Raw genomic sequence first — 19,214 nt, forward strand, 5'->3', positions numbered from 1 at the left:
CGCCCTCGCCCCAATCTGCAGCCCATGTCCCGTCCCGTTCTCGTGCGCCGCCTCGGACGCCAGCCCTACGAACCGACATGGCGCGCCATGCAGGCGTTCACCGACACGCGTGGCGCCGATACCCTCGATGAGCTGTGGCTGCTTGAACACGCGCCGGTGTTCACGCTCGGTCAGGCCGGCAAGTGGGAGCACGTGCTGCTGCCCGGCGAGATCCCGGTGCTGCCGGTCGATCGTGGCGGTCAGGTCACTTATCACGGTCCAGGGCAGATCGTGGCCTATCCGCTGTTCGATCTGCGTCGCATGAAACTGGGCGTGCGCGAGCTGGTCGAGCGCATCGAGCAAGCAGTGATCGACACCCTGGCCGAGTGGAACATTCTCGCCCAGCGCCGTGTCGGGGCACCGGGCGTCTACGTCGGTGAGGCGAAGATCGCCGCACTCGGCCTGCGCGTGCGTCGCGGCTGCAGCTTTCACGGACTGGCTTTCAACGTGGGCATGGACCTGGAGCCATTCCATCGCATCAATCCCTGTGGATATCAAGGGCTTGCGGTAACCCAAGTCATGGATCTGGGCGGCCCGGGCAGCGTCGATCGGGTGGCCGATGTCCTGCTTGCCGAGTTCGTGCGCCAATTCGATCTGCTGCCACGCGAAGCCGGCACGGACCTGCCCGGGGACGCCTCCGGTCTCACCCGCAGCGCCTGAGTCGCTGCGGAACGATTGCGCCATGTGTGCTGTCCAAGCCGCCCCCAACCGACCACCGGAGCGGCTTGATTTGTCGCGCACACGCCCGCAAACCCTGTGCCAAGGGCAACGCTTTGTGGCTGCGCAACACGTATCATGTCGCCGGTCGGGTGCGCGCCGTTGTTGCGGCGTGACTTGCGAGAACCACCCCGAGGCGTCGTCGCGCGCCCTGTGCAGTCATTTGGAGCAAGCAATGCGGAAGTTCCTCATCGTCGCGTTCGCCCTCGCGTTCGCGAGCCTCGCCGTCGCCAAGCCAGCGGAATCACCTGCGCTGGCGCCGGTGCTCAAGCCCACGCCGACCCAGGCCGAGGCGGCGATCTGGGCGACGCGCTTCCTCACCCACTTCCATTACGAGCCGATGCCGCTCGACGATGCGATGTCGGCAAGGATCTACAAGCACTATCTCGATGCGCTCGACGGCGACAAGTTGTTTTTCACCCAGGCCGACATCGACAAGTTCGAGCGCTTCAAGGACAAACTCGACGACGCGATCTACGACCAGGACCTGTCGGCGCCCTACGCGATCTTCAACATCTACGAACAACGCGTCGCCGATCGCATCGCCCATGCGCGCGCGCTGCTGGTCAAGGGTTTCGACTTCAGCAAGCAGGAGAACTACGACTACGACCGCGAAAAGGCCGCCTGGCCCAAGGATGCGGCCGAGCTCGACGATCTGTGGCGCAAGCGCATCAAGAACGACTGGTTGCGCCTCAAGCTTGCCGGCAAGAACGACAAGGACATCCGCGAGACGCTCGACAAGCGTTACGCGAACTATCTCGATCGCGTGCGCCAGCTCAACAGCGAGGACGTGTTCCAGACCTTCATGAATGCCTACGCCTCGTCGATCGAGCCACACACCAATTACCTGGGCCCGCGTGCCTCGCAAAACTTCGACATCGCGATGAAGCTTTCGCTCGAAGGCATCGGCGCGGTGCTGCAGCGCGAGGACGACTACACCGCGATCCGCGAAATCGTGCCGGGCGGGCCCGCCTCGCTGTCGGGCAAGCTCAAGGTCGGCGATCGCATCGTCGGCGTCGGCCAGGGCGAGAGCGGGCCGATTCTCGACGTGATCGGCTGGCGCCTGGACGATGTGGTCGAGAAGATCCGCGGCACCAAGGACACCACGGTGCGGCTGGAAGTGCTGCCCGCCGATGCCGGCCCCGACGGCAAGCATTTCACGCTGGCCCTGGTGCGCAAGAAGGTCAGCATCGAGGAGCAGGCGGCCAAGAAGTCGGTGATCGAAATAAAGGACGGCGCGCAGGTGCGGCGCATCGGCGTGATCTCGCTGCCGACCTTCTATCAGGATTTCGACGCACGCCGGCGCGGCGACAGGAACTACAAGAGCGCCACGCGCGACGTCGAGAAACTGCTCGGCGAACTCAAGGCCGACAAGGTCGATGGCGTGATCGTCGACCTGCGCAACAACGGCGGCGGCTCGCTGTCGGAAGCCACCGATCTCACCGGGCTGTTCATCGACAAGGGGCCGGTGGTGCAGGTGCGCAATGCCAGCGGCCAGGTCGAGGAGAACAGTGATGAGAAAGCCGGCATGGCCTGGGACGGTCCGCTCGCGGTGCTGGTCAATCGTGGCTCGGCCTCGGCCTCGGAAATCTTCGCCGCAGCGATCCAGGATTACGGCCGCGGCGTGATCATCGGCGAGCCCACCTTCGGCAAGGGCACGGTGCAGAACCTGGTCGACCTCGACGATGTCGCGCGCAACGAAAAGCCGACCTTCGGCGAGGTCAAGATGACGATCGCGCAGTTCTTCCGCGTCAACGGCGGCTCGACCCAGCTGCGCGGCGTCACCCCCGACGTCAGCTTCCCGCTCACCGTCGACGCCAAGGATTTCGGCGAGTCGAGTTACGACAACGCCCTGCCTTGGACTTCGATCGCGCCGGCCAAGTACACGCCGGTCGGCAACCTCAAGACCATCGTGCCGATGCTGATCCAGCGTCACGACGCGCGCGTCGCCCATGAGGTGGCGTGGCAGAATTTCGAGGCCGACCTCGCCGATGCACGCAAGCTGCGCGTGGAAAAGACGATCTCGCTCAACGAGGTCGAGCGCCGCAAGCAACGCGATGAGCAGGAAGCCAAGCGCAAGGCGCGCGACAGCGAGAATGCGCGCGCCGACGCGGCCGATGCCGCCGGCTCGGCGGTGCCTGCCGCCGACCCGGCCGCGCAGTCGGTGCAGAAGATCCACGAATCGGCGGGGATTGCGCGCGCCGACACCACCGGCAAGGCAGGTGCCGACGCCGGCAAGCCCGTCGCCAAGCCGGCCAGCACGGCCAGCGGCGCCGCAACGAGCGCGGACGAAGATGAGGACACAAGCCTTGGCAGCGACGATGGACTCACGCCCGACGAGCGCGGCGTGAGCGGCGAACTCGCCCGCGAGAAGCAGGCCAAGGCACGCCGCGACGTGATCCTGGATGAAGCCGCGCACATCCTTGCCGACGAGATCGATCTGCTGCGTGCCGATCACAAGCTCGCCGCACAGGTGCTTCCGCACTCGGCGACCACACCCGCCGTGGTCGACTGACAGCAAAACCTCACGTGCCGCCCGTGCATGGGCGGCACGTTGATGCAGGCCCCGGGATTCGAAACCGGCGACGAAGATCGCATCGTCGGGGACGTGTTGCAATTCATGTGCGCCGATATCGGTGGCGACGCCGACATCGCGCGCATCGATGGTCAAGGACGTGGCCGGTCCATGCACGGTGAATTCGTTGATTTCGACCGGGATCACGATCCGGTCCTGGCTGAAGCTGGTCGCGCTGCGCAGGGTGCCGGCGCTGCCATCATCGGCGCAGCGGGCGACGGGCAGGGTGGTTCCGCCAGGGATCCCGACGTCATGACCAGCCGCCAGCACAGGCATGGCCGCAGCGCCGATTGCATCGGCAAGGGGCGCTGCCAGACAAGTCGCACATGGAGAAAGGCGAAGGTCGGAAAGGCTTGACGCAACAGGCTCGGGATTCATCATGGAGGCCCATGTGGAGAGGCCTCGATCCCAGCGAATATTTCCGGATTGCCTTGCGGATGACGCAAACCAGCGGACGCCTGAGACCGACCGCTGCTTGCGCCTGTGACCGCGTTGTCATCCTGACCGCCTTGACCATCCGCGGGCCGGTGCGAGCGAATGATCCGGGGAAGTTGCCGCGGGAATTTCAGCTGTGTTTGCGCTACAACTGCCTTGCACCGCGCAGCCCGGAGCCCGGCTCGACCCATGCACTACCGTTTCGACAACTTCGTGCTGCATCCTGGCGCGCGCTTGTTGCGCCGCGACCAAGTCGAGCTGGATGTGCCGCGCAAGGTGTTCGATTGCCTGGCATACCTGATTGAACACCGCGATCGGGCCATCGCGCGCGACGAGCTCATCGACGTGGTGTGGAAGCGCAGCAACGTGTCGGACAACCAGCTTGCCCACGCCATCGCCGACTTGCGGCGGCTGCTGCTCGATGACGGCGCCAGCCAACGCCTCATCCGCACCGTGCCGGGGTTTGGCTATCACTGGACCGGCAGCGTCGATGCCGTCGAGGACCCCGGCGAACAAGCCACGCGCTCCGACTCCGGCGCTGCGGAGTCGATTGCGCTGGCGCAGCCGGGTTCGGCAAGCGCGCCCGCAGCGGAATCTGCTGCTGTCGCTATACCTGTTGCCGCCTCCGCCGCTGCGCCCGACCCCACGGCAGCTCCCCGATCTGCCATGCACCGGCTTTGGGCGTGGTCCATCGTCGCGATCCTGGCTGCGCTGGCCGTGTTTGCCGCCTGGTGGCGGACACATCCCACCGTCGCAACGACGACGCCGGACAGCGTGGTCGAGACCGACTCCATGCAGTCCTGGGTGTTGCCGGCCGTGCTCCCGGATGATTCGGAAGGCTGGGCCCGGATTGGCCTGATGGCCTTGGTCGCCGAAGGCTTGCATCGGCAGGGCGCGCAGGTCGTGCCGATCCAGAAAGCGCTCACGCGCATCGCTGAGGTACCGGCCAATGCCGATCTTGCGAAGCTGGCGCAAGAACTTGATGCCGCGCTTGTGGTGGCGCCACGCGCGTACCGGGTTCAGCAGAGCTGGGTGGTCGCTTTGGCGGCCCAGGCGCGAGTCGGTGGCAGCATCCGTGTCGATGGCAGTGCGCAGGACCTGCTTGCCGCCGGACGCATGGCGGTCCGGCGTCTGAATGAGCGCCTGAAGCGATCGGGACCGAACCTCGATGGATCGATCGAAGAAACCTTCGAATTGATCCGCCAGGCGATCCGCGCGCGCGATTACGAAGGCGCCCTGCTGCAGCTGTCGCGCCTGTCCGATGCGGACCGCCAGCGGTCCGAAGCAGGTTTCCTCGAAATCGAACTGGAGCTTGAACGCGGTCGGAACAGTGTCGCCAAGAAGAAGGCGGACCTTTGGCTCGAGCGACTCGACTCGGCCACGCAACCGGCTGCCTATGCCCGCCTGCTGCTGTCCAAGGCGCGTGCAATGCGACAACTCAATGAACCCGACTGGCCCAATCTCGTGGATCAGGCGATCGCCCGGCTGCAGGGCGCCGATTCGCCGCATGACTTGGCCGTCGCGAAACAGCTGCGCGGAATTGCCGCGTTTCTGGACGGCAGGAAGACCGATGCGGTGCGTGATCTCATGGATGCGCGCGAAATGTTCAGCCAACTGGGTGATGAGCTCCGGGTCGCCAGGGTCACCAGCACCATGGGGCAACTGGCCGTGCTTGATGGCCGGCTCGGCGAGGCTTCGCTGCAATTGACGCAAAGCGCAGCCGTGCTCGAAGCCTACGGTGCGATCGGGGTGCTGCGCTCGAACATGATGTGGACCGCCTACCTGCAATCGTATCGGTTGCGCTGGCAAGATGTCCTGCGTACGACCGATCGGATGCGCGCCCTGCAACAGAAGGCAGGCAAGACCAGCAGTTACGAAGATGCAACGTACCTGCGCATTCGGACCCGCGCGCTGATGAAGCTGGGACGTCTCAATGAGGCGCAGGCCTTGCTCGATGAGCAGGAACGCGCCGTGAGACACGACATCCAGGACAATGACATGGGTCCGGGTGGCGTCGAGGATCTGCTCGACATTGCAAGCCAGCGAGCGCAGCTGCAGATCGCGCAAGGCCACTGGGACAGCGCCGTGAACACCGCAACTGCCGGCTTGGCGATGCTGCCAGAATCCGGATCGGTCAAGCATCATCGAATAGATGCCGAAGCCCTGCTGCGGCTGCTGATTGACGCCCATGCCGGCACCCGATCATGGTGTGCGGCAGGACCCATGCCGACACTCACGTCGGCGCAGCTGGAAATTCTGAAGGCGGCCACGACCATCGACGGCCACGTCGCGCAGGCCTGTTGGAACGCAGGCCGTGGTCTACCGGATGCTGCCGAGGCGGACTACCGGGCTGCCTTGGCCTTGGCCAGGGCGCGCCCGCAGGACGCAGCCGGCATGCTGGAAGCCACAACAGCCTACGTCGATTTCCAGCTGGCGCGACATCGCGTCCGCGACGCTGCACAGATGCTCGATGCGCTGCTCGCCAACTGGCCGGAATTGCCCGAACACAGTTATGCCGCGGCGTTGCTGGTGCTCAAGGTGCGCAGTGCGCAAGACGACCATGACGGCACGCAGGCAGCCGCGCGCCAGGTCCTGACCCTGGCCGGCGAGCGTCAGCCGCCCAGAGAGCTGGTGCCGGCGTTCGAGGAATCGCGCATGCCCGGTTCACCTGCACGACCCTGAGCGGGAGACGGGTCCGGGCATCCGGCTCGCATGCCGACCTTGGGCGGCGCGGCGCGATTGAGTGAAACCTCTGCCGCAGCCGCCTCGCGGCACACCGTTCAGCCGTAACGCCGGCGCAGGAACTCGAAGCAGGCGCGCAGGCCCTGTGCCTCTCCGCCACGCGGACGGCCCGGTTTGGCTGCATCGTTCCAGGCGTAGACATCCAGATGTGCCCACGGCTGCGCCTCGGGGACGAAGCGCTCGAGATACAGGGCCGCGGTGATCGCGCCCGCGTGGCGCGAAGCACCGGCATTGGCGAGGTCGGCCACATGCGATTCGAGCATCGGCAGGTACGGCCGCCAGAGCGGCAGCCGCCACAGCGGATCGTGAGCCGCATCCGCTGCTGCCTGCAGTTGTCCGGCAAGTTCGTCGCGATTGGCAAACAGCGCGGGCAGATCGGGGCCCAGCGCCACGCGTGCGGCGCCGGTGAGCGTGGCGAAATCCATGATGAGGTCGGGCTTCTGCTCGCCCGCATAGGCCAGCGCATCACACAGGATCAAGCGGCCTTCGGCGTCGGTATTGTCGATCTCCACGCTCAAGCCGGCGCGCGTCAGCACCACTTCGCCCGGCCGCAATGCATTACCCGCAATCGAATTCTCGACCGCGGGCACCAGCAGGGTCAGCCGCACCGGCAAGCGCAAGGTGAGCACGAGTTGTGCGAGCGCGATCGCATGCGCCGCGCCGCCCATGTCCTTCTTCATCCAACGCATGCCATCGGCGGTCTTGATATCCAGACCACCGCTGTCAAAGCACACGCCCTTGCCGACCAGCACCAGATGCGGCGCGCCTGCAGGGCCGTGCGTGAGCTGGGCCAAACGTGGTGCCCGATGGCTGGCGCGACCGACTGCATGGATGGTCGGGAAATTGGCGGCGAGCAGCTCATCGCCAACCCATTCGCAATACTGTGCCGAGTGCGCCGCGGCGAGTTCGCGCACGCAGGCTGCGAGTTGCTCGGGACCGAGATCCTCGGTCGGTGTGTTGACGAGATCGCGCACCAGGTACGCGGCCTGCGCCAGTGGTTCGATCGCCTGCGCGATCTGGTTGTCAACGAGCAATCGCGCCGCCGCGCGCGCGGGCTTGCGATAGCGCGTGAACTGGTAGGCACCCAGTGCCCAGCCAAGCGCGCAATCACCGGCATCCAGGGCGATTCCGCGCGAATCGAGTTGATAGTTGCCAAGCGGCAGGGTCAGCGGCAACCAGGCCAGCGCATAGGGGCCCGCATCGGCGCGGCTGCCGACGAGAATCGCGGCGTTGCCACCATCGCCATCGGGCAAGGCCAGCCAGCGGCCGCTGTCCCCGGCGAAGCCGTTGGATTCGCACCAGCGTCGTGCGGGCGCGCCGAGCGCATCGACGATTGCGGGGAAGCGCTCGCGGTCGACCACGATCAACCGCGTTGCGTTGCCCCTGTCGCCCCCTGTCAGCCATGCATCCATCTTCTGCTCCTGCCGGTCCGACCGGCGATGCCCTGCGCGTGTTGGAATTTCGACACCGATTGGTGAGCGCCCTGGCGCTGGCCGCCCCCTCGAGGCCGATCAGCCGCGCGCACACCGCCGCGCGTCACGTTCGCGCTCGATCCATGTCAGGGGCACCCCAAGTGAGTGACTGTACGGGGTTTTGGCAAGCAGATGAAGGCGTTGTTGCGCACGCGCAGACGCGCGAACCCGCTCAGGCACGCGCCGCCAGCCATTGCACGAGTCCGGCCAGATCCCGCAGCTCCAGATCGGGTCGCACTGCCTCAGGCACCGCCTCCGTGGGCCAGGCCAGTCCGCTGCGATTGAGCCACGCGGTGCGCATGCCGGCAGCATGGGCGCCGGCAACATCGAGCAGCGGATCATCGCCCACGTGCAGGATCGCCGCGGGTTCAAGTTCAAGCGCGGCGCAGGCGGCGTGGAAGATTGCCGCGTCCGGCTTGGCCACACCGCATTCGCGCGCGCTGATGCAGGCGCGGAAATGCTCTCGCAGGCCGATGCGGCCGAGGTCGGCATTGCCGTTGGAAATGCTCACCAGAGGCAGTCGCGCAGCGAGCGCGCCCAGGGCCGGCACGACATCGCGGTAGCAATTGACGCGATTGCGCGCAGCGAAATAGACCTCGAAGGCATCGGCCACATGCGCCTCACCGATGCCGCAGTGCGCGAACGCGCGCTCGAGCGTGAGCATGCGCTGCGCAGTGAAATCGTGCGAGAGCTGCGGGTGCTCCTGCGCAACGCGCTCGCGCAGCGCGCGCAGCGCCGGAATCGGCCAGCGCCGCGCCACGGCAGGATGGCAGGCATGCAGCCAATCATCGAGTGCGCGGTCGGCACTGTCGATCGCCGGCGCGATCGGCCACAACGTGTCGTCGAGGTCGAAACTGACCGCGCGGATGCGCATGGCATGGCGACTCAGTTGCCGCTGTTGCCTTTTGCTGGCGCGGTCTTGCCTGCCTTGGACTGGGCGGCCTCGGCTGCCGCCTGCCGCTTGGCCTCGGCGCGGGCGAGATTGGCACGCGCCGCTTCCGCACTTGCCGAGGTCGGCGCCACCGCGGTGGCCGCGGACAGTGTCGCATGCGGCGCGGACCTCGGCGGAGGCGTTGCCGCGGGCGGGCTGCTGGCGGCAGCCACCGCCGCGACAGCGCCGCGACCGACTTGCTCGTCGATCCGCCGGATGCGTTCGTCGTTGTTGGCGAGCAGAGCCGAGGCATCGGCGTAGGGAATGAGCTGATGGCGGCGAAAGATCTCGTGCGCGGCCGGCGAGGCGAGGAAAGCGCGATAGCGGTCGATCTCGGCCTGCTTGGGGGTATCGGCGCGGTTGACGGTGTAGAGCGTGATGTAGAGCGGATAGCTGCCATCGGCGACGCTGCGCACCGAGGCTTCGACACCATTGATTGCCAGCGCCTTGATGCCCTTGTTGGCGAAGCTGTTGGCGAGTGTGGACAGGCCCAGGCCGGCGGGGTCGAGCGTGATGGCTTCTTCGAGCTTGGCGGTGTTGATGTACAGGCGCGGTACCGCGACCGGCTGATCACCCTTGCCGTAGATCAGCTCACGCAGTGAATACTCCACGCCATCGAGCGGCGCGGCGATGCCGTAAAGGTTGATCTCCTTGTCCGGGCCACCCAGATCCTTCCAGTTGGTGATGCGGCCGAAATAGATGTCGTGGACCTGCTTGAGCGTGAGGCTGCGTACCGGATTCTTCGGATGCGTGATGAGCACCGCGGCATCGAGCGCGATCGGCGCGAACTCGAGGTTGGCTTCTTCGACTCTGCGCGCGTACTTGCCGCGAGCGCTGCCGGCGATGTCGGCACTGCCGTTGTTGACCGCATCGAGGCCGGAAACCGTACTGAATGGCTGCAAGGTGATCTTGCCGAGTTTCGCCTTGGCATACGCCTTGGCCAAGTCCTCCATGATCGCGCGGCCGGTGGTGTGGTCACCGCGCCAGATCAACGCATCGGTCGATGCAGGGCCGGGCTTGTCCGCCGGCTTGGCCAGCGCACTCGCGGTGAAAACGAAAAACAGGCAGGCAAGCAGGCGCACGGAAACGGACATGCAACAACCACACGGGCGAAGGAACGAGGCGGGACGATAGCACGCAGCGCAGCAAGGCTCGTGAATCGTCCTGCACCCGCTCACTGCAGGAGCAGATAGAACGCCTCGTCGCCACGCAGCAGGGTGAGCATGATCTGGCGCGGCCGCATCGACGACAGACGCTGGAAGTCACTGCTGCCGGCGAGATCGCGCCGATTGAAGGCGACGATCACGTCGCCCTTGCGCAAACCCGACTGCCAGGCACGACTGCCTTGGCTGATCGCGCTCACCACCACACCCCCAATGCCCTGCTGGCGCAAGCTGTCGGACACCTCGGTGAAGTCCACGCCGGCCATGCGCGCATCGAGCGACGCGCCCTTGATCACCGTGACCTCGGCCGCGCGCAGTGCCGCGTTGAGCGTGATCAGGCTGCCTTCACGCCGCACGCCCACGGCGACGCTGGCGCCGGGCGCGGTCAAACCCTCGGCATTGTGCAGGTCCTGGGCGCTGGCCACGGTCTTGCCGTCAAGCGAAACGATGACGTCGCCCGCGCGCAGGCCGGCACTGGCCGCGGGCGAATTGACGCGCACGCGCGTGACCACCGCACCCCGCGATTCCTTGAGGCCGAGCATGCGCGACAGTTCGGGGGTGAGATCCTGGGCCTCGACGCCGAGTACGCCGCGTTTGACGCTGCCGGTGGTCACGAGCTGGCGCATCACCTCGACGGCAAGGTTGGACGGGATCGCGAAGCCGATGCCGACATTGCCGCCCGAAGGCGAATAGATCATTGAATTGATGCCGACCAGTTCACCGCGCAGGTTCACCAGTGGACCACCCGAGTTGCCGGGATTGATTGGCGCATCGGTCTGGATGAAGTTCTGGTAGCCGCTGCCGCGCAGGCCGCTGCGGCCCAGTGCCGAGATCATGCCGTGGGTCACGGTTTGACCCAGGCCGAAGGGCTCGCCGACCGCGGCAACGAAATCACCCACGCGCAGCTTGGCCGAATCGGCGACCGGCAGCGCAACCAGATCCTCGGCGGGAATCTGCAGCACCGCCAAATCTGTATCGGGGTCGGTGCCCAGCACCTTGGCCTTGACCGAGCGACCGTCGGCGAGCGTCACGGTAATGTCATCGGCGCCGGCCACAACATGGTTGTTGGTGAGCACATAGCCCTTGCCCGCATCGACGATCACGCCCGAACCCAGCGATTGCTGCACGCGCTCGCGCGGGCCGTCGGGGATGCCGAAGAAGCGCCGGAACATCGGATCCTCGAAATACGGATTGCGCACCGCGACGTGGGTCTTGGAGGCGATGTTGACCACCGCCGGCGTCACATGCTCGAGCATCGGCGCCAGTGAAGGCAGCACCGCACCGTCTACGATCGGCGGAGGCGCCGCGGCCACCGCGCGCCCCCCGCCACCCGCCGACCAGGCGGCGCCGAACAGGGCGCCAAGGCCCAGGCACAGACTGATCAGGGCGGGACGGGAGAGCTGCGGGAAGTTGGGCATGACGAAGTCCTGTGGCTGGAGCGAAACCGCGCGCGGCAAGCAGCCAGCGAGCAGGCAGTGAGCGCTGCTGTGACCACGCCCGCCGGCATAGATTTCATGCCCAGGCGTGGTTCCCGGCCGCTGGCGCAGGGTTCGTTCAGATTGCGCCAGCAACTGCTGCAGCGCAACGTGTTTCGGGCTTTACTTCACTGGGGCGTTCGGCGTACTGTTCGGCGTCAGGTCACAACATCTTGTGTTTTTCCGTGCTTGGCGCAACAAGGTCTTGTGCTTCGGCCAAAAGGATGGACGCGTCCGCCTTGGAGAGGGTGGTGCGTCATAGAGTTGTTTGCGGACAGGCACGAACTGCCCGCGCCCCGGGGAGAAAACACGATTCATGAATACGGTCCGCCTTGAACAACTCGCGCGTGGCGCGGTTCAGATTCCCTTGCAACCGGCGTCCTGGGACATCTGGGACAAGAAATACCGCCTCAAGACCAAACAAGGTGAAGCCGTCGACCAGGACATCGACCAAAGCTACCAGCGCATCGCCCGTGCGCTGGCCGAGGTCGAGGTCACGCCTGAAAAGAAGACCTACTGGTACGAGCGCTTCCTGTGGGCGCTGCGCCGCGGCGCGATTCCGGCGGGTCGCATCACCTCCAACGCGGGCGCGCAGGAACACAAACCCAAGACCTCGACGATCAACTGCACCGTCTCGGGCACGATCGACGACTCGATGGACGACATTCTCGGCAAGGTCCACGAAGCCGGCCTCACGCTCAAGGCCGGCTGCGGCATCGGCTACGAGTTCTCGACGCTGCGCCCCCGTGGCGCCTATGTGTCGGGCGCCGGCGCCTACACCTCGGGACCGCTGTCGTTCATGGATATCTACGACAAGATGTGCTTCACCGTTTCGTCCGCAGGCGGCAGACGCGGCGCGCAGATGGGTACCTTCGATGTCTCGCATCCGGATGTGCGCGAGTTCATCAAGGCCAAGCGTGAAAACGGCCGCCTGCGGCAATTCAACCTCTCGCTGCTGATCACCGACGGGTTCATGGATGCGGTCGAGGAGGACGGCGATTGGCCGCTGGTGTTCCCGGTGCATGTCAAGGAACAGCACGAAGTCGACCTCGAAGACGCCAACGTGGTGGTCTGGCGTGATTGGCCCACGCATCGCAATTACGTGGACCGCGAGGACGGCCTGGTTGCCTGCAAGATCTACGGCCACGTGCGCGCACGTCACTTGTGGGACATGATCATGGTGTCGACGTATGACTACGCCGAGCCGGGTTTCATCCTCATCGACCGCGTCAACGAGATGAACAACAACTGGTGGTGCGAGAACATCCGCGCGACCAATCCCTGTGGCGAACAGCCGCTGCCGCCCTATGGCTCCTGCCTGCTCGGTTCGGTCAACCTCACCACCTTCGTGCGCGATCCGTTCGGCCCCAAGGCGCACTTCGACTGGGAGGAATACAAGGAAGTCGTGCGCGTGTTCACGCGCATGCTCGACAACGTTGTCGAGATCAACGGCCTGCCGCTCGAGCAGCAGCGCAACGAGATCCTGTCCAAGCGCCGCCACGGCATGGGCTTCCTCGGTCTGGGCAGCACCCTGACCATGCTCAAGAAGACCTATGGCAGCGCCGACGCCTGCCAGTTCACCGAGGATGTCGCCCGTGAAATGGCACTGGCCGGCTGGGAAGTCGCGGCGGCACTGGGCAAGGAAAAGGGCCCGGCCCCGGTGCTCGCGCAGGAATTTGCCGTCACCGGCGAGATGCTGCGCAAGCGGCCGGAAATGGTCGCCGATGGCTGGAAGGTCGGCGACATGATTCCCGGTCGCATCCTGCATGCGCGCTACAGCCGCTACATGCAGCGCGTGGCCCAGGTCGCCCCCGAGTTGGTGGCCGAGCTGGCCGAGGTCGGCGCACGCTTCACCCACCATTCCTCGATCGCGCCGACCGGCACGATTTCGCTGTCGCTGGCCAACAATGCCAGCAACGGCATCGAACCGAGCTTTGCCCACCACTACAGCCGCAACGTCATCCGCGAAGGCAAGAAATCCAAGGAAAAGGTCGAGGTCTACAGCTACGAACTGCTTGCCTACCGCGAGCTCATCAACGGCAAGGCGATGCCGTTTTCAAGCGAGCCCGGCGAGAAGCTGCCCGACTATTTCGTTGCCGCCGACGACATCACCCCCCGCCAGCATGTGGATATCCAGGCCGCGGCGCAGAAATGGGTCGATTCCTCGATCTCCAAGACCGCCAACGTGCCCACCGATTACCCCTACGAGGAGTTCAAGGACATCTACCGCTACGCCTGGCAGCAGGGGCTGAAGGGCTGCACCACCTTCCGCTTCAACCCGGCGGCCTTCCAAGGCGTACTGGTCAAGGAGCATGATCTGGCCAACACCACCTACCGCTTCGAACTCGAGGATGGCTCGGTGGTGGAAGCCAAGGGCAATGAAGAGATCGAGTACGATGGCGAAACGCACACCGCGGCCAATCTTTTCGATGCGCTCAAGGAAGGTTATTACGGCAAGTTCTGACCGGCCGTTTCCAGCACGCACGAATCCGGCATCGGCGCTGCGTTCCGCAAGTCTCGGGAATTCCGACCATCCACAGTCAAGTCACCGTACGAGGGGCATTGATCATGCACAGTGAAGGCGGTTCGTTCGACAACCTGAAGGAAGGCGCGTCGCAACTGGGCGACGCGATCAGTGAAGCGGCAGGCAACGTGGTTTCGACGGTCAGCAACGTCGCCACCGATGCGCGCCAGGCAGTGGAGAACACCGCGCGCAAGGTTGCCGACACGGCCGCCGTCGCGCGCAAGCAGGCGGCGCGGCGCGTGCAGGGCGTGGTCGCCAAGGCCAAGCAGCTGGTTGCCAAGGCCGGCAGCGCCGAGAAGAAAGCGGCAGATGGCGTGAAGAAGGACGCCAGGAAGGCGGTCGCCAAAGCCAAGGCCAAGGTCAAGGCGGTGAAGAAGGCCGCCAAGAAAGTCGCCAAAAAAGCGGCCAAGAAGGCCAGCGCCGCAAGGAAGGCGGTGAAGAAAGCAGTGAAGAAGGTCGCGCGCAAGCCGGCCGGAAAAGCTGCCAAGAAAGTGGTCAAGAAGGTCGCGCGCAAGCCGGCCAAAAAGGCTGCCAAGAAAGTGGTCAAGAAGGTCGCGCGCAAGCCGGCCGGAAAGGCCGTCAAGAAGGTGGCGAAGAAGGTCGCCCGCAAGCCGGCCAAGAAAGCCGCCAGGAAACCTGCTCGGCGCCGTTGATACGGGGCGCGCAGGCCCGACCAGCCCCTCGCGGCTGGTCGGGAATCGCTGTCCGGTCGCAGCGATCCGACACACGAGAATTTTCCATGCGGGCGTGAGCACGGCGCACGCCCGCCTTGTTTCCCAAGTTGGACATCATGAAGATCACCAAGAAGATCAAAGGATACTCAGTCGCCAAACCCGACGAGCCTGCCGCAGCGGCCGCCAGCGCGACTGTGTCGGACAGCCCGGCCGTCGCCGAAGTCATCCAGATGCACGAAAAGGTCGAGCGCCCGGAGACGCTGATCGGCGCGACCTACAAGATCAAGTCGCCGCTGTTCGAGCATTCACTGTACGTGACGATCAACGACATCGTGCTCAACCAGGGCACCGAGTTCGAATTGCGCCGGCCGTTCGAGATCTTCATCAACTCCAAGAACATGGAACACTTCCAGTGGATCGTTGCGCTCACCCGCATCATGTCCGCGGTGTTCCGCAAGGGCGGTGACGTCACCTTCCTGGTCGAGGAACTCAAGGCCGTGTTCGACCCGCGCGGTGGCTACTTCAAGGCCGGCGGCGTCTACATGCCCTCGATCGTTGCCGAATTGGGCGCGGTGATCGAGCAGCACATGAAGATGATCGGCCTGTTGCACGATCCCGAGCTTGACGAGCACCAGAAAAAGCTCATCGCCGAAAAGCGCGCCGCCTACGAGGCCCGCGCAAAAAAAAAGTCTGACGCCGGCGCATTGACGGCTGACGCGGCCGGCAACGACGGCATCGATGCATCCATCGCCGGCGCCGGCGCCGGCTCTGCCAACAAGGCCGCCGCAAGCGGCAGCGCCTTCCCCGCCGGCGCCACGCTCTGCCACAAGTGCAACACGTCCGCAGTCATCGTCATGGACGGCTGCGAGACCTGCCTCAACTGCGGCTATTCCAAGTGCGGCTGAGTCGGCACTCGCCCGCGGTCTGAGCCGGGGCTGTCCGGTTCCGGCAAGGCGACAGCGCCTTGCTTCCCGCCCGCGTTCGGCACGCATTCCGCCCTTGGGGGGCCCGAGCCATTGGGCCGCGGCGCTTGCCTGCAACTTCAGCGCGGTTGCAGCTGATCGAGCAACATGGCGCGGTGGATCTGCCGCACCTGATCCAGCGGATACTCCGCGTCCTGCCGCAATATCATCTTGCTCACCAGCCACAGGAACGCCGGCGCCACTGAAAGCGAGAACAGCCTCGTCAGCGGGCTGTCGCGCAGCAAGCCGCGACGGACGCACTCGTTGATCAGGTCCTGCTCCACGAATCGATAGCGCAGCACCACCTGGGCATGCCAGTGCCGAATCAGTTCCGGCACGCGCTGACTTTCGGTCACCAGCAGGCGAAACAGCTCGGTGAAAACCGGATCCTGCACCATCTGGTAGAGGCCATCGAGATAGGCATCCACCATGTCTGCCGCGGTCGCACTGCCATCCAGCCTCCAGATTGCGGCTCGCCCCGCATTCACCTGCTGCAGGGCATCGGTGAGCAGGGCCTCGAATATGGCGTCCTTGCCCGCGAAGTGCGCATACACCCCGGTCTTGGTGAGCCCGGCACGGGCGGCAATGTCTTCGATCCGGGTCGCGGTGAAGCCACGCGTACCAAATTCCGCACGGGCGGCGTCAAGAATCAGGCGTGATCTGACTTCGGGTTTCAGCCGGACGCGTTTGCGTCGGCTGGCCGGTGACGCCGAGGTGGGCATGTCTTTACTCCAACACTATTGGCCGTTTGGTCATTAGTAACACATAATGAACGTGAATTCATTAGTTGATCGAGGTCAAGACTTCCCTCCGCGGGGATGACTACCGTGGATCAACACGTTCCATCGTGGCGCCCGAGCCTGGCGCTCCTGTCTGCCGCGACGATCGAATTTTCGGACCCCTGCCGAACCTTCAGGATCAATCCAAGCTCCCGCGATGCCCATGACTACTTTTCCCGCTTTCCGTCAGCCCACACGGCGCTTCCTTGCAGTCGGCCTTCTGACGACGATGCTGGCCGGCTGCGCCTCGATGGCTCCGCGCCTGACGACTCCGGAAGCGCCCGTACCTGCGGCATGGGACAGCGCCGGCGAGGTCGATGGGCAAAACGCAGCGACCTTGGCCTGGCACGATTACTTCACCGATCCGCAGCTGCGCCAGCTGATCGACACCGCGCTGGCGAACAACCGCGACCTGCGGATCGCGATCTTGCGCACCAACGAAGCCCGAGCCGCGTTTCGCATTCAACGCGCCGAGCAGTTCCCGGCGCTGGGACTCGCGGGGCAAGGTGCGCGTGCCCGGGTTCCGGGTGATCTGAACAGCAGCGGCGTGTCCGCGGTCGGCGCCGAGTACCGCGCCGAGCTCGGCGCCAGCAACTGGGAACTCGATCTGTGGGGTCGGGTAGGCAGCCTGAAAGAATCAGCACTGCAGCAGTGGCTGGCCACCGAAGAGGGCCGGCGTGCGACGGAACTGGCCTTGATTGCACAAGTTGCAGACGGATACCTCGGTCTGCGTGAACTCGACGAGCGTGTCGCTCTCGCGCAGCGCACCGTGGAGACCCGTGAAGAATCTTTCCGCATCTTCACGCGCCGCTACGAATTGGGTGCGGCCTCCCGGCTGGAACAGACCCAGGTGCAAAGCCTGCTCACGCAGGCCCAGGCATTGCGCGCCCAGCTCGAACAAGCGCGCGCCGCCCAGCTGCACGCACTCGGGCTGCTGATCGGTGCCGATCCCGGCCCGCTGCCGGAGGCCGCGCCATTCGACCAGACCACGGTGCTGGCGGAACTGTCGCCCGGCCTGCCATCCGAAGTGTTGGTGCTGCGACCGGACATCATCGCCGCCGAACATCGTCTGCGTGCGGCCAATGCCGAAATCGGCGCCGCGCGTGCGGCCTTCTTCCCGCGCATCGACCTGACCGGAACTTTCGGCAGCGCCAGCGCCGAACTCGATGGCCTGTTCGAATCGGGCAGCCGCGCCTGGACCTTCGTGCCGGTGTTGTCGCTGCCGATCTTCAGCGCGGGCCGCCTGCGCGCCAACCTCGACTTGAGTGAAGTCCGCCGTGACATCGCCGTGGCCGAGTATGAAAAGAGCATCCAGACCGCGTTCCGCGAAGTCGCCGATGCGCTGGCGGCGCGACGCTGGCTGCGTGAACAGCGCGAGCTGCGCGAAGTTGCGCAAGCCGTTGCAAGCGAACGCGCGCGACTGGCAAAGCTGCGTTACGACGCCGGTTCGGCCACCTACCTCGAAGTGCTCGATGCGCAGCGCGAGCTGCTCGATGCCGGCCAACAACTGGTACAGGCGCGTCGGCAGTTGCTTTCCAGCCAAGTCGAGCTGTACCTGGCCCTGGGTGGCGGTACCGCGCTCACCGCCTCCCCTTCCGCACCCTGATCGATTCGGATTCCGTCATGGACATTTCCAAGTCAACCAAGAAAAAACTTCTGCTTGCGATCGGCGCAGCAGCCATCGCATTGCTGGGCGTTTGGGCCTGGGGCAATTTGTCCGACAACGGTCCCGGCGAAGGCTTTGTCGGCGGCAATGGGCGAATCGAAGCCACCGAGATTGACGTGTCCACCAAATTGCCAGGCCGGGTGCAGGAGATCCTGGTGCGCGAAGGCGATTTCGTGACAGCCGGCCAAGCGGTGGCGCGCATGCAACTGGATTCGCTCAACGCGCAGCGCGCCGAGGCCGAAGCGGGCAGGCAGCAGGCCCAATACAGCGCGGTGGCCGCACAAGCGCAGGTGACCCTGCGTCAAAGCGACGTGGCTGCGGCGAAGGCGCAGGTCGCCCAGCGCGCGTCCGAGCTGGATGCTGCCAAGCGCCGTCTGGCCCGCTCGCAGACGCTGTCCGCCGAAGGCGCTGCCTCCGTGCAGGAGCTGGACGACGACCGCGCCCGCGTGCGCGGCGCGGAAGCGGCCTTGGCCGCAACCCGTGCCCAGGTCACATCGGCCGAAGCAGCGGTCGCGGCGGCGCAGGCGCAAGTGGTGGGCGCACACTCCAGCGTCGATGCAGCCAGCGCCACGGTGGCGCGAATCGATGCCGACATTTCCGACAGCGTGCTCAAGGCGCCGCGTGATGGCCGCGTGCAGGTGCGCGTCGCCCAGCCCGGGGAAGTCCTCGCCGCGGGTGGCCGGGTACTCAACCTGCTCGACCTGTCCGATGTCTACATGACGTTCTTCGTCCCGGAAACGGTCGCCGGACGCATTGCGCTGGGCAGCGAAGTACGCATCGTTCTGGATGCGATGTCGGGACTGGTGATTCCGGCGCGCGTGTCGTTCGTGGCCAGCCAGGCCCAGTTCACGCCCAAGACGGTCGAGACCGAGAGCGAGCGGCAGAAACTGATGTTCCGCGTGCGTGCGCAGATTCCGCCGGAGCTGCTCAATCGCAACATCCAGCAGGTCAAGACCGGCGTGCCCGGCATGGCCTGGCTGAAGCTGGACGCGAAGGCGCAGTGGCCGAAATCGCTGGCGCTCGATCCGCGCGTGGCAGCAGCAGCAGTCAGGGATTGATC

Annotated in this window: 14 protein-coding genes; 9 read left to right on the forward strand and 5 right to left on the reverse strand. The window is 65.4% G+C overall.

Going from position 1 to position 19,214, the window contains the following annotated elements:
• Positions 1-24: 24 nt before the first annotated feature.
• The 4 genes from lipB to KF759_RS00445 all read left to right on the forward strand — a co-directional run bounded on the left by lipB (position 25) and on the right by KF759_RS00445 (position 6,448).
• Entirely contained in the window at positions 25-699 is a 675-nt protein-coding gene (lipB, locus tag KF759_RS00430; RefSeq protein ID WP_291222177.1) for a lipoyl(octanoyl) transferase LipB, read from the forward strand.
• Positions 700-931: 232 nt separating this feature from the next.
• Entirely contained in the window at positions 932-3,271 is a 2,340-nt protein-coding gene (locus KF759_RS00435) for a carboxy terminal-processing peptidase (protein WP_291222178.1), read from the forward strand.
• A gap of 27 nt (positions 3,272-3,298) precedes the next feature.
• A complete protein-coding gene (locus tag KF759_RS00440; protein ID WP_291222180.1) occupies positions 3,299-3,688 on the forward strand; it encodes a hypothetical protein in 390 nt (129 codons plus the stop codon).
• 267 nt (positions 3,689-3,955) lie between these two features.
• On the forward strand, positions 3,956-6,448 hold the full coding sequence (locus tag KF759_RS00445; protein WP_291222181.1) for a winged helix-turn-helix domain-containing protein: 2,493 nt from the start codon (positions 3,956-3,958) through the stop codon (positions 6,446-6,448).
• 98 nt (positions 6,449-6,546) lie between these two features.
• Here the strand turns inward: KF759_RS00445 and KF759_RS00450 are convergent, their stop codons facing one another.
• From KF759_RS00450 to KF759_RS00465, 4 genes are all read right to left on the reverse strand, one after another.
• Positions 6,547-7,920, reverse strand: coding sequence for a leucyl aminopeptidase family protein (locus KF759_RS00450; protein ID WP_291222182.1), 1,374 nt, complete (start codon positions 7,918-7,920; stop codon positions 6,547-6,549).
• A 232-nt stretch (positions 7,921-8,152) separates the two neighbouring features.
• On the reverse strand, positions 8,153-8,854 hold the full coding sequence (locus KF759_RS00455) for an HAD-IA family hydrolase (RefSeq protein ID WP_291222183.1): 702 nt from the start codon (positions 8,852-8,854) through the stop codon (positions 8,153-8,155).
• 11 nt (positions 8,855-8,865) lie between these two features.
• Positions 8,866-10,005, reverse strand: a complete 1,140-nt coding sequence (locus KF759_RS00460) for a substrate-binding domain-containing protein (protein ID WP_291222185.1) — start codon at positions 10,003-10,005, stop codon at positions 8,866-8,868.
• Between the two features lie 80 nt (positions 10,006-10,085).
• Positions 10,086-11,492 carry a DegQ family serine endoprotease gene (locus tag KF759_RS00465; protein ID WP_291222187.1) on the reverse strand — a complete coding sequence of 469 codons (1,407 nt, stop codon included), beginning with the start codon at positions 11,490-11,492 and terminating at the stop codon, positions 10,086-10,088.
• 373 nt (positions 11,493-11,865) lie between these two features.
• Here KF759_RS00465 and KF759_RS00470 point away from each other — a divergent pair, with 373 nt between their 5' ends.
• The 3 genes from KF759_RS00470 (at position 11,866) to KF759_RS00480 (ending at position 15,652) form a co-directional block, all read left to right on the forward strand.
• On the forward strand, positions 11,866-14,013 hold the full coding sequence (locus KF759_RS00470) for an adenosylcobalamin-dependent ribonucleoside-diphosphate reductase (protein WP_291222188.1): 2,148 nt from the start codon (positions 11,866-11,868) through the stop codon (positions 14,011-14,013).
• A gap of 104 nt (positions 14,014-14,117) precedes the next feature.
• A complete protein-coding gene (locus KF759_RS00475) occupies positions 14,118-14,726 on the forward strand; it encodes a hypothetical protein (protein WP_291222189.1) in 609 nt (202 codons plus the stop codon).
• A 137-nt stretch (positions 14,727-14,863) separates the two neighbouring features.
• Positions 14,864-15,652 carry an NrdJb gene (locus KF759_RS00480; RefSeq protein WP_291222475.1) on the forward strand — a complete coding sequence of 263 codons (789 nt, stop codon included), beginning with the start codon at positions 14,864-14,866 and terminating at the stop codon, positions 15,650-15,652.
• Between the two features lie 137 nt (positions 15,653-15,789).
• On the opposite strand, the gene KF759_RS00485 is transcribed toward KF759_RS00480, so the two are convergent.
• Positions 15,790-16,431 (reverse strand): TetR/AcrR family transcriptional regulator, encoded by a 642-nt coding sequence (locus KF759_RS00485; protein ID WP_291222191.1) that lies wholly within the window; start codon positions 16,429-16,431, stop codon positions 15,790-15,792.
• Between the two features lie 220 nt (positions 16,432-16,651).
• On the opposite strand from KF759_RS00485, the gene KF759_RS00490 reads away from it, so the two are divergent.
• On the forward strand, positions 16,652-18,094 hold the full coding sequence (locus KF759_RS00490; protein ID WP_291222192.1) for an efflux transporter outer membrane subunit: 1,443 nt from the start codon (positions 16,652-16,654) through the stop codon (positions 18,092-18,094).
• A gap of 17 nt (positions 18,095-18,111) precedes the next feature.
• Positions 18,112-19,212: an efflux RND transporter periplasmic adaptor subunit gene (locus tag KF759_RS00495; protein ID WP_291222193.1), complete on the forward strand. Its 1,101-nt coding sequence runs from the start codon at positions 18,112-18,114 to the stop codon at positions 19,210-19,212.
• Positions 19,213-19,214: the final 2 nt, after the last annotated feature.

The organism is Dokdonella sp. (genome assembly GCF_019634815.1).
GTDB lineage: Bacteria > Pseudomonadota > Gammaproteobacteria > Xanthomonadales > Rhodanobacteraceae > Dokdonella_A.

Excerpts from the sequence above, each read along its gene's own strand:
- lipB (WP_291222177.1), top strand. The coding sequence starts at position 25 with ATGTCCCGTCCCGTTCTCGTGCGCCGCCTCGGACGCCAGCCCTACGAA.
- KF759_RS00435 (WP_291222178.1), top strand. The coding sequence starts at position 932 with ATGCGGAAGTTCCTCATCGTCGCGTTCGCCCTCGCGTTCGCGAGCCTC.
- KF759_RS00440 (WP_291222180.1), top strand. The coding sequence starts at position 3,299 with ATGGGCGGCACGTTGATGCAGGCCCCGGGATTCGAAACCGGCGACGAA.
- KF759_RS00445 (WP_291222181.1), top strand. The coding sequence starts at position 3,956 with ATGCACTACCGTTTCGACAACTTCGTGCTGCATCCTGGCGCGCGCTTG.
- KF759_RS00450 (WP_291222182.1), bottom strand. The coding sequence starts at position 7,920 with ATGGATGCATGGCTGACAGGGGGCGACAGGGGCAACGCAACGCGGTTG.
- KF759_RS00455 (WP_291222183.1), bottom strand. The coding sequence starts at position 8,854 with ATGCGCATCCGCGCGGTCAGTTTCGACCTCGACGACACGTTGTGGCCG.
- KF759_RS00460 (WP_291222185.1), bottom strand. The coding sequence starts at position 10,005 with ATGTCCGTTTCCGTGCGCCTGCTTGCCTGCCTGTTTTTCGTTTTCACC.
- KF759_RS00465 (WP_291222187.1), bottom strand. The coding sequence starts at position 11,492 with ATGCCCAACTTCCCGCAGCTCTCCCGTCCCGCCCTGATCAGTCTGTGC.
- KF759_RS00470 (WP_291222188.1), top strand. The coding sequence starts at position 11,866 with ATGAATACGGTCCGCCTTGAACAACTCGCGCGTGGCGCGGTTCAGATT.
- KF759_RS00475 (WP_291222189.1), top strand. The coding sequence starts at position 14,118 with ATGCACAGTGAAGGCGGTTCGTTCGACAACCTGAAGGAAGGCGCGTCG.
- KF759_RS00480 (WP_291222475.1), top strand. The coding sequence starts at position 14,864 with ATGAAGATCACCAAGAAGATCAAAGGATACTCAGTCGCCAAACCCGAC.
- KF759_RS00485 (WP_291222191.1), bottom strand. The coding sequence starts at position 16,431 with ATGCCCACCTCGGCGTCACCGGCCAGCCGACGCAAACGCGTCCGGCTG.
- KF759_RS00490 (WP_291222192.1), top strand. The coding sequence starts at position 16,652 with ATGACTACTTTTCCCGCTTTCCGTCAGCCCACACGGCGCTTCCTTGCA.
- KF759_RS00495 (WP_291222193.1), top strand. The coding sequence starts at position 18,112 with ATGGACATTTCCAAGTCAACCAAGAAAAAACTTCTGCTTGCGATCGGC.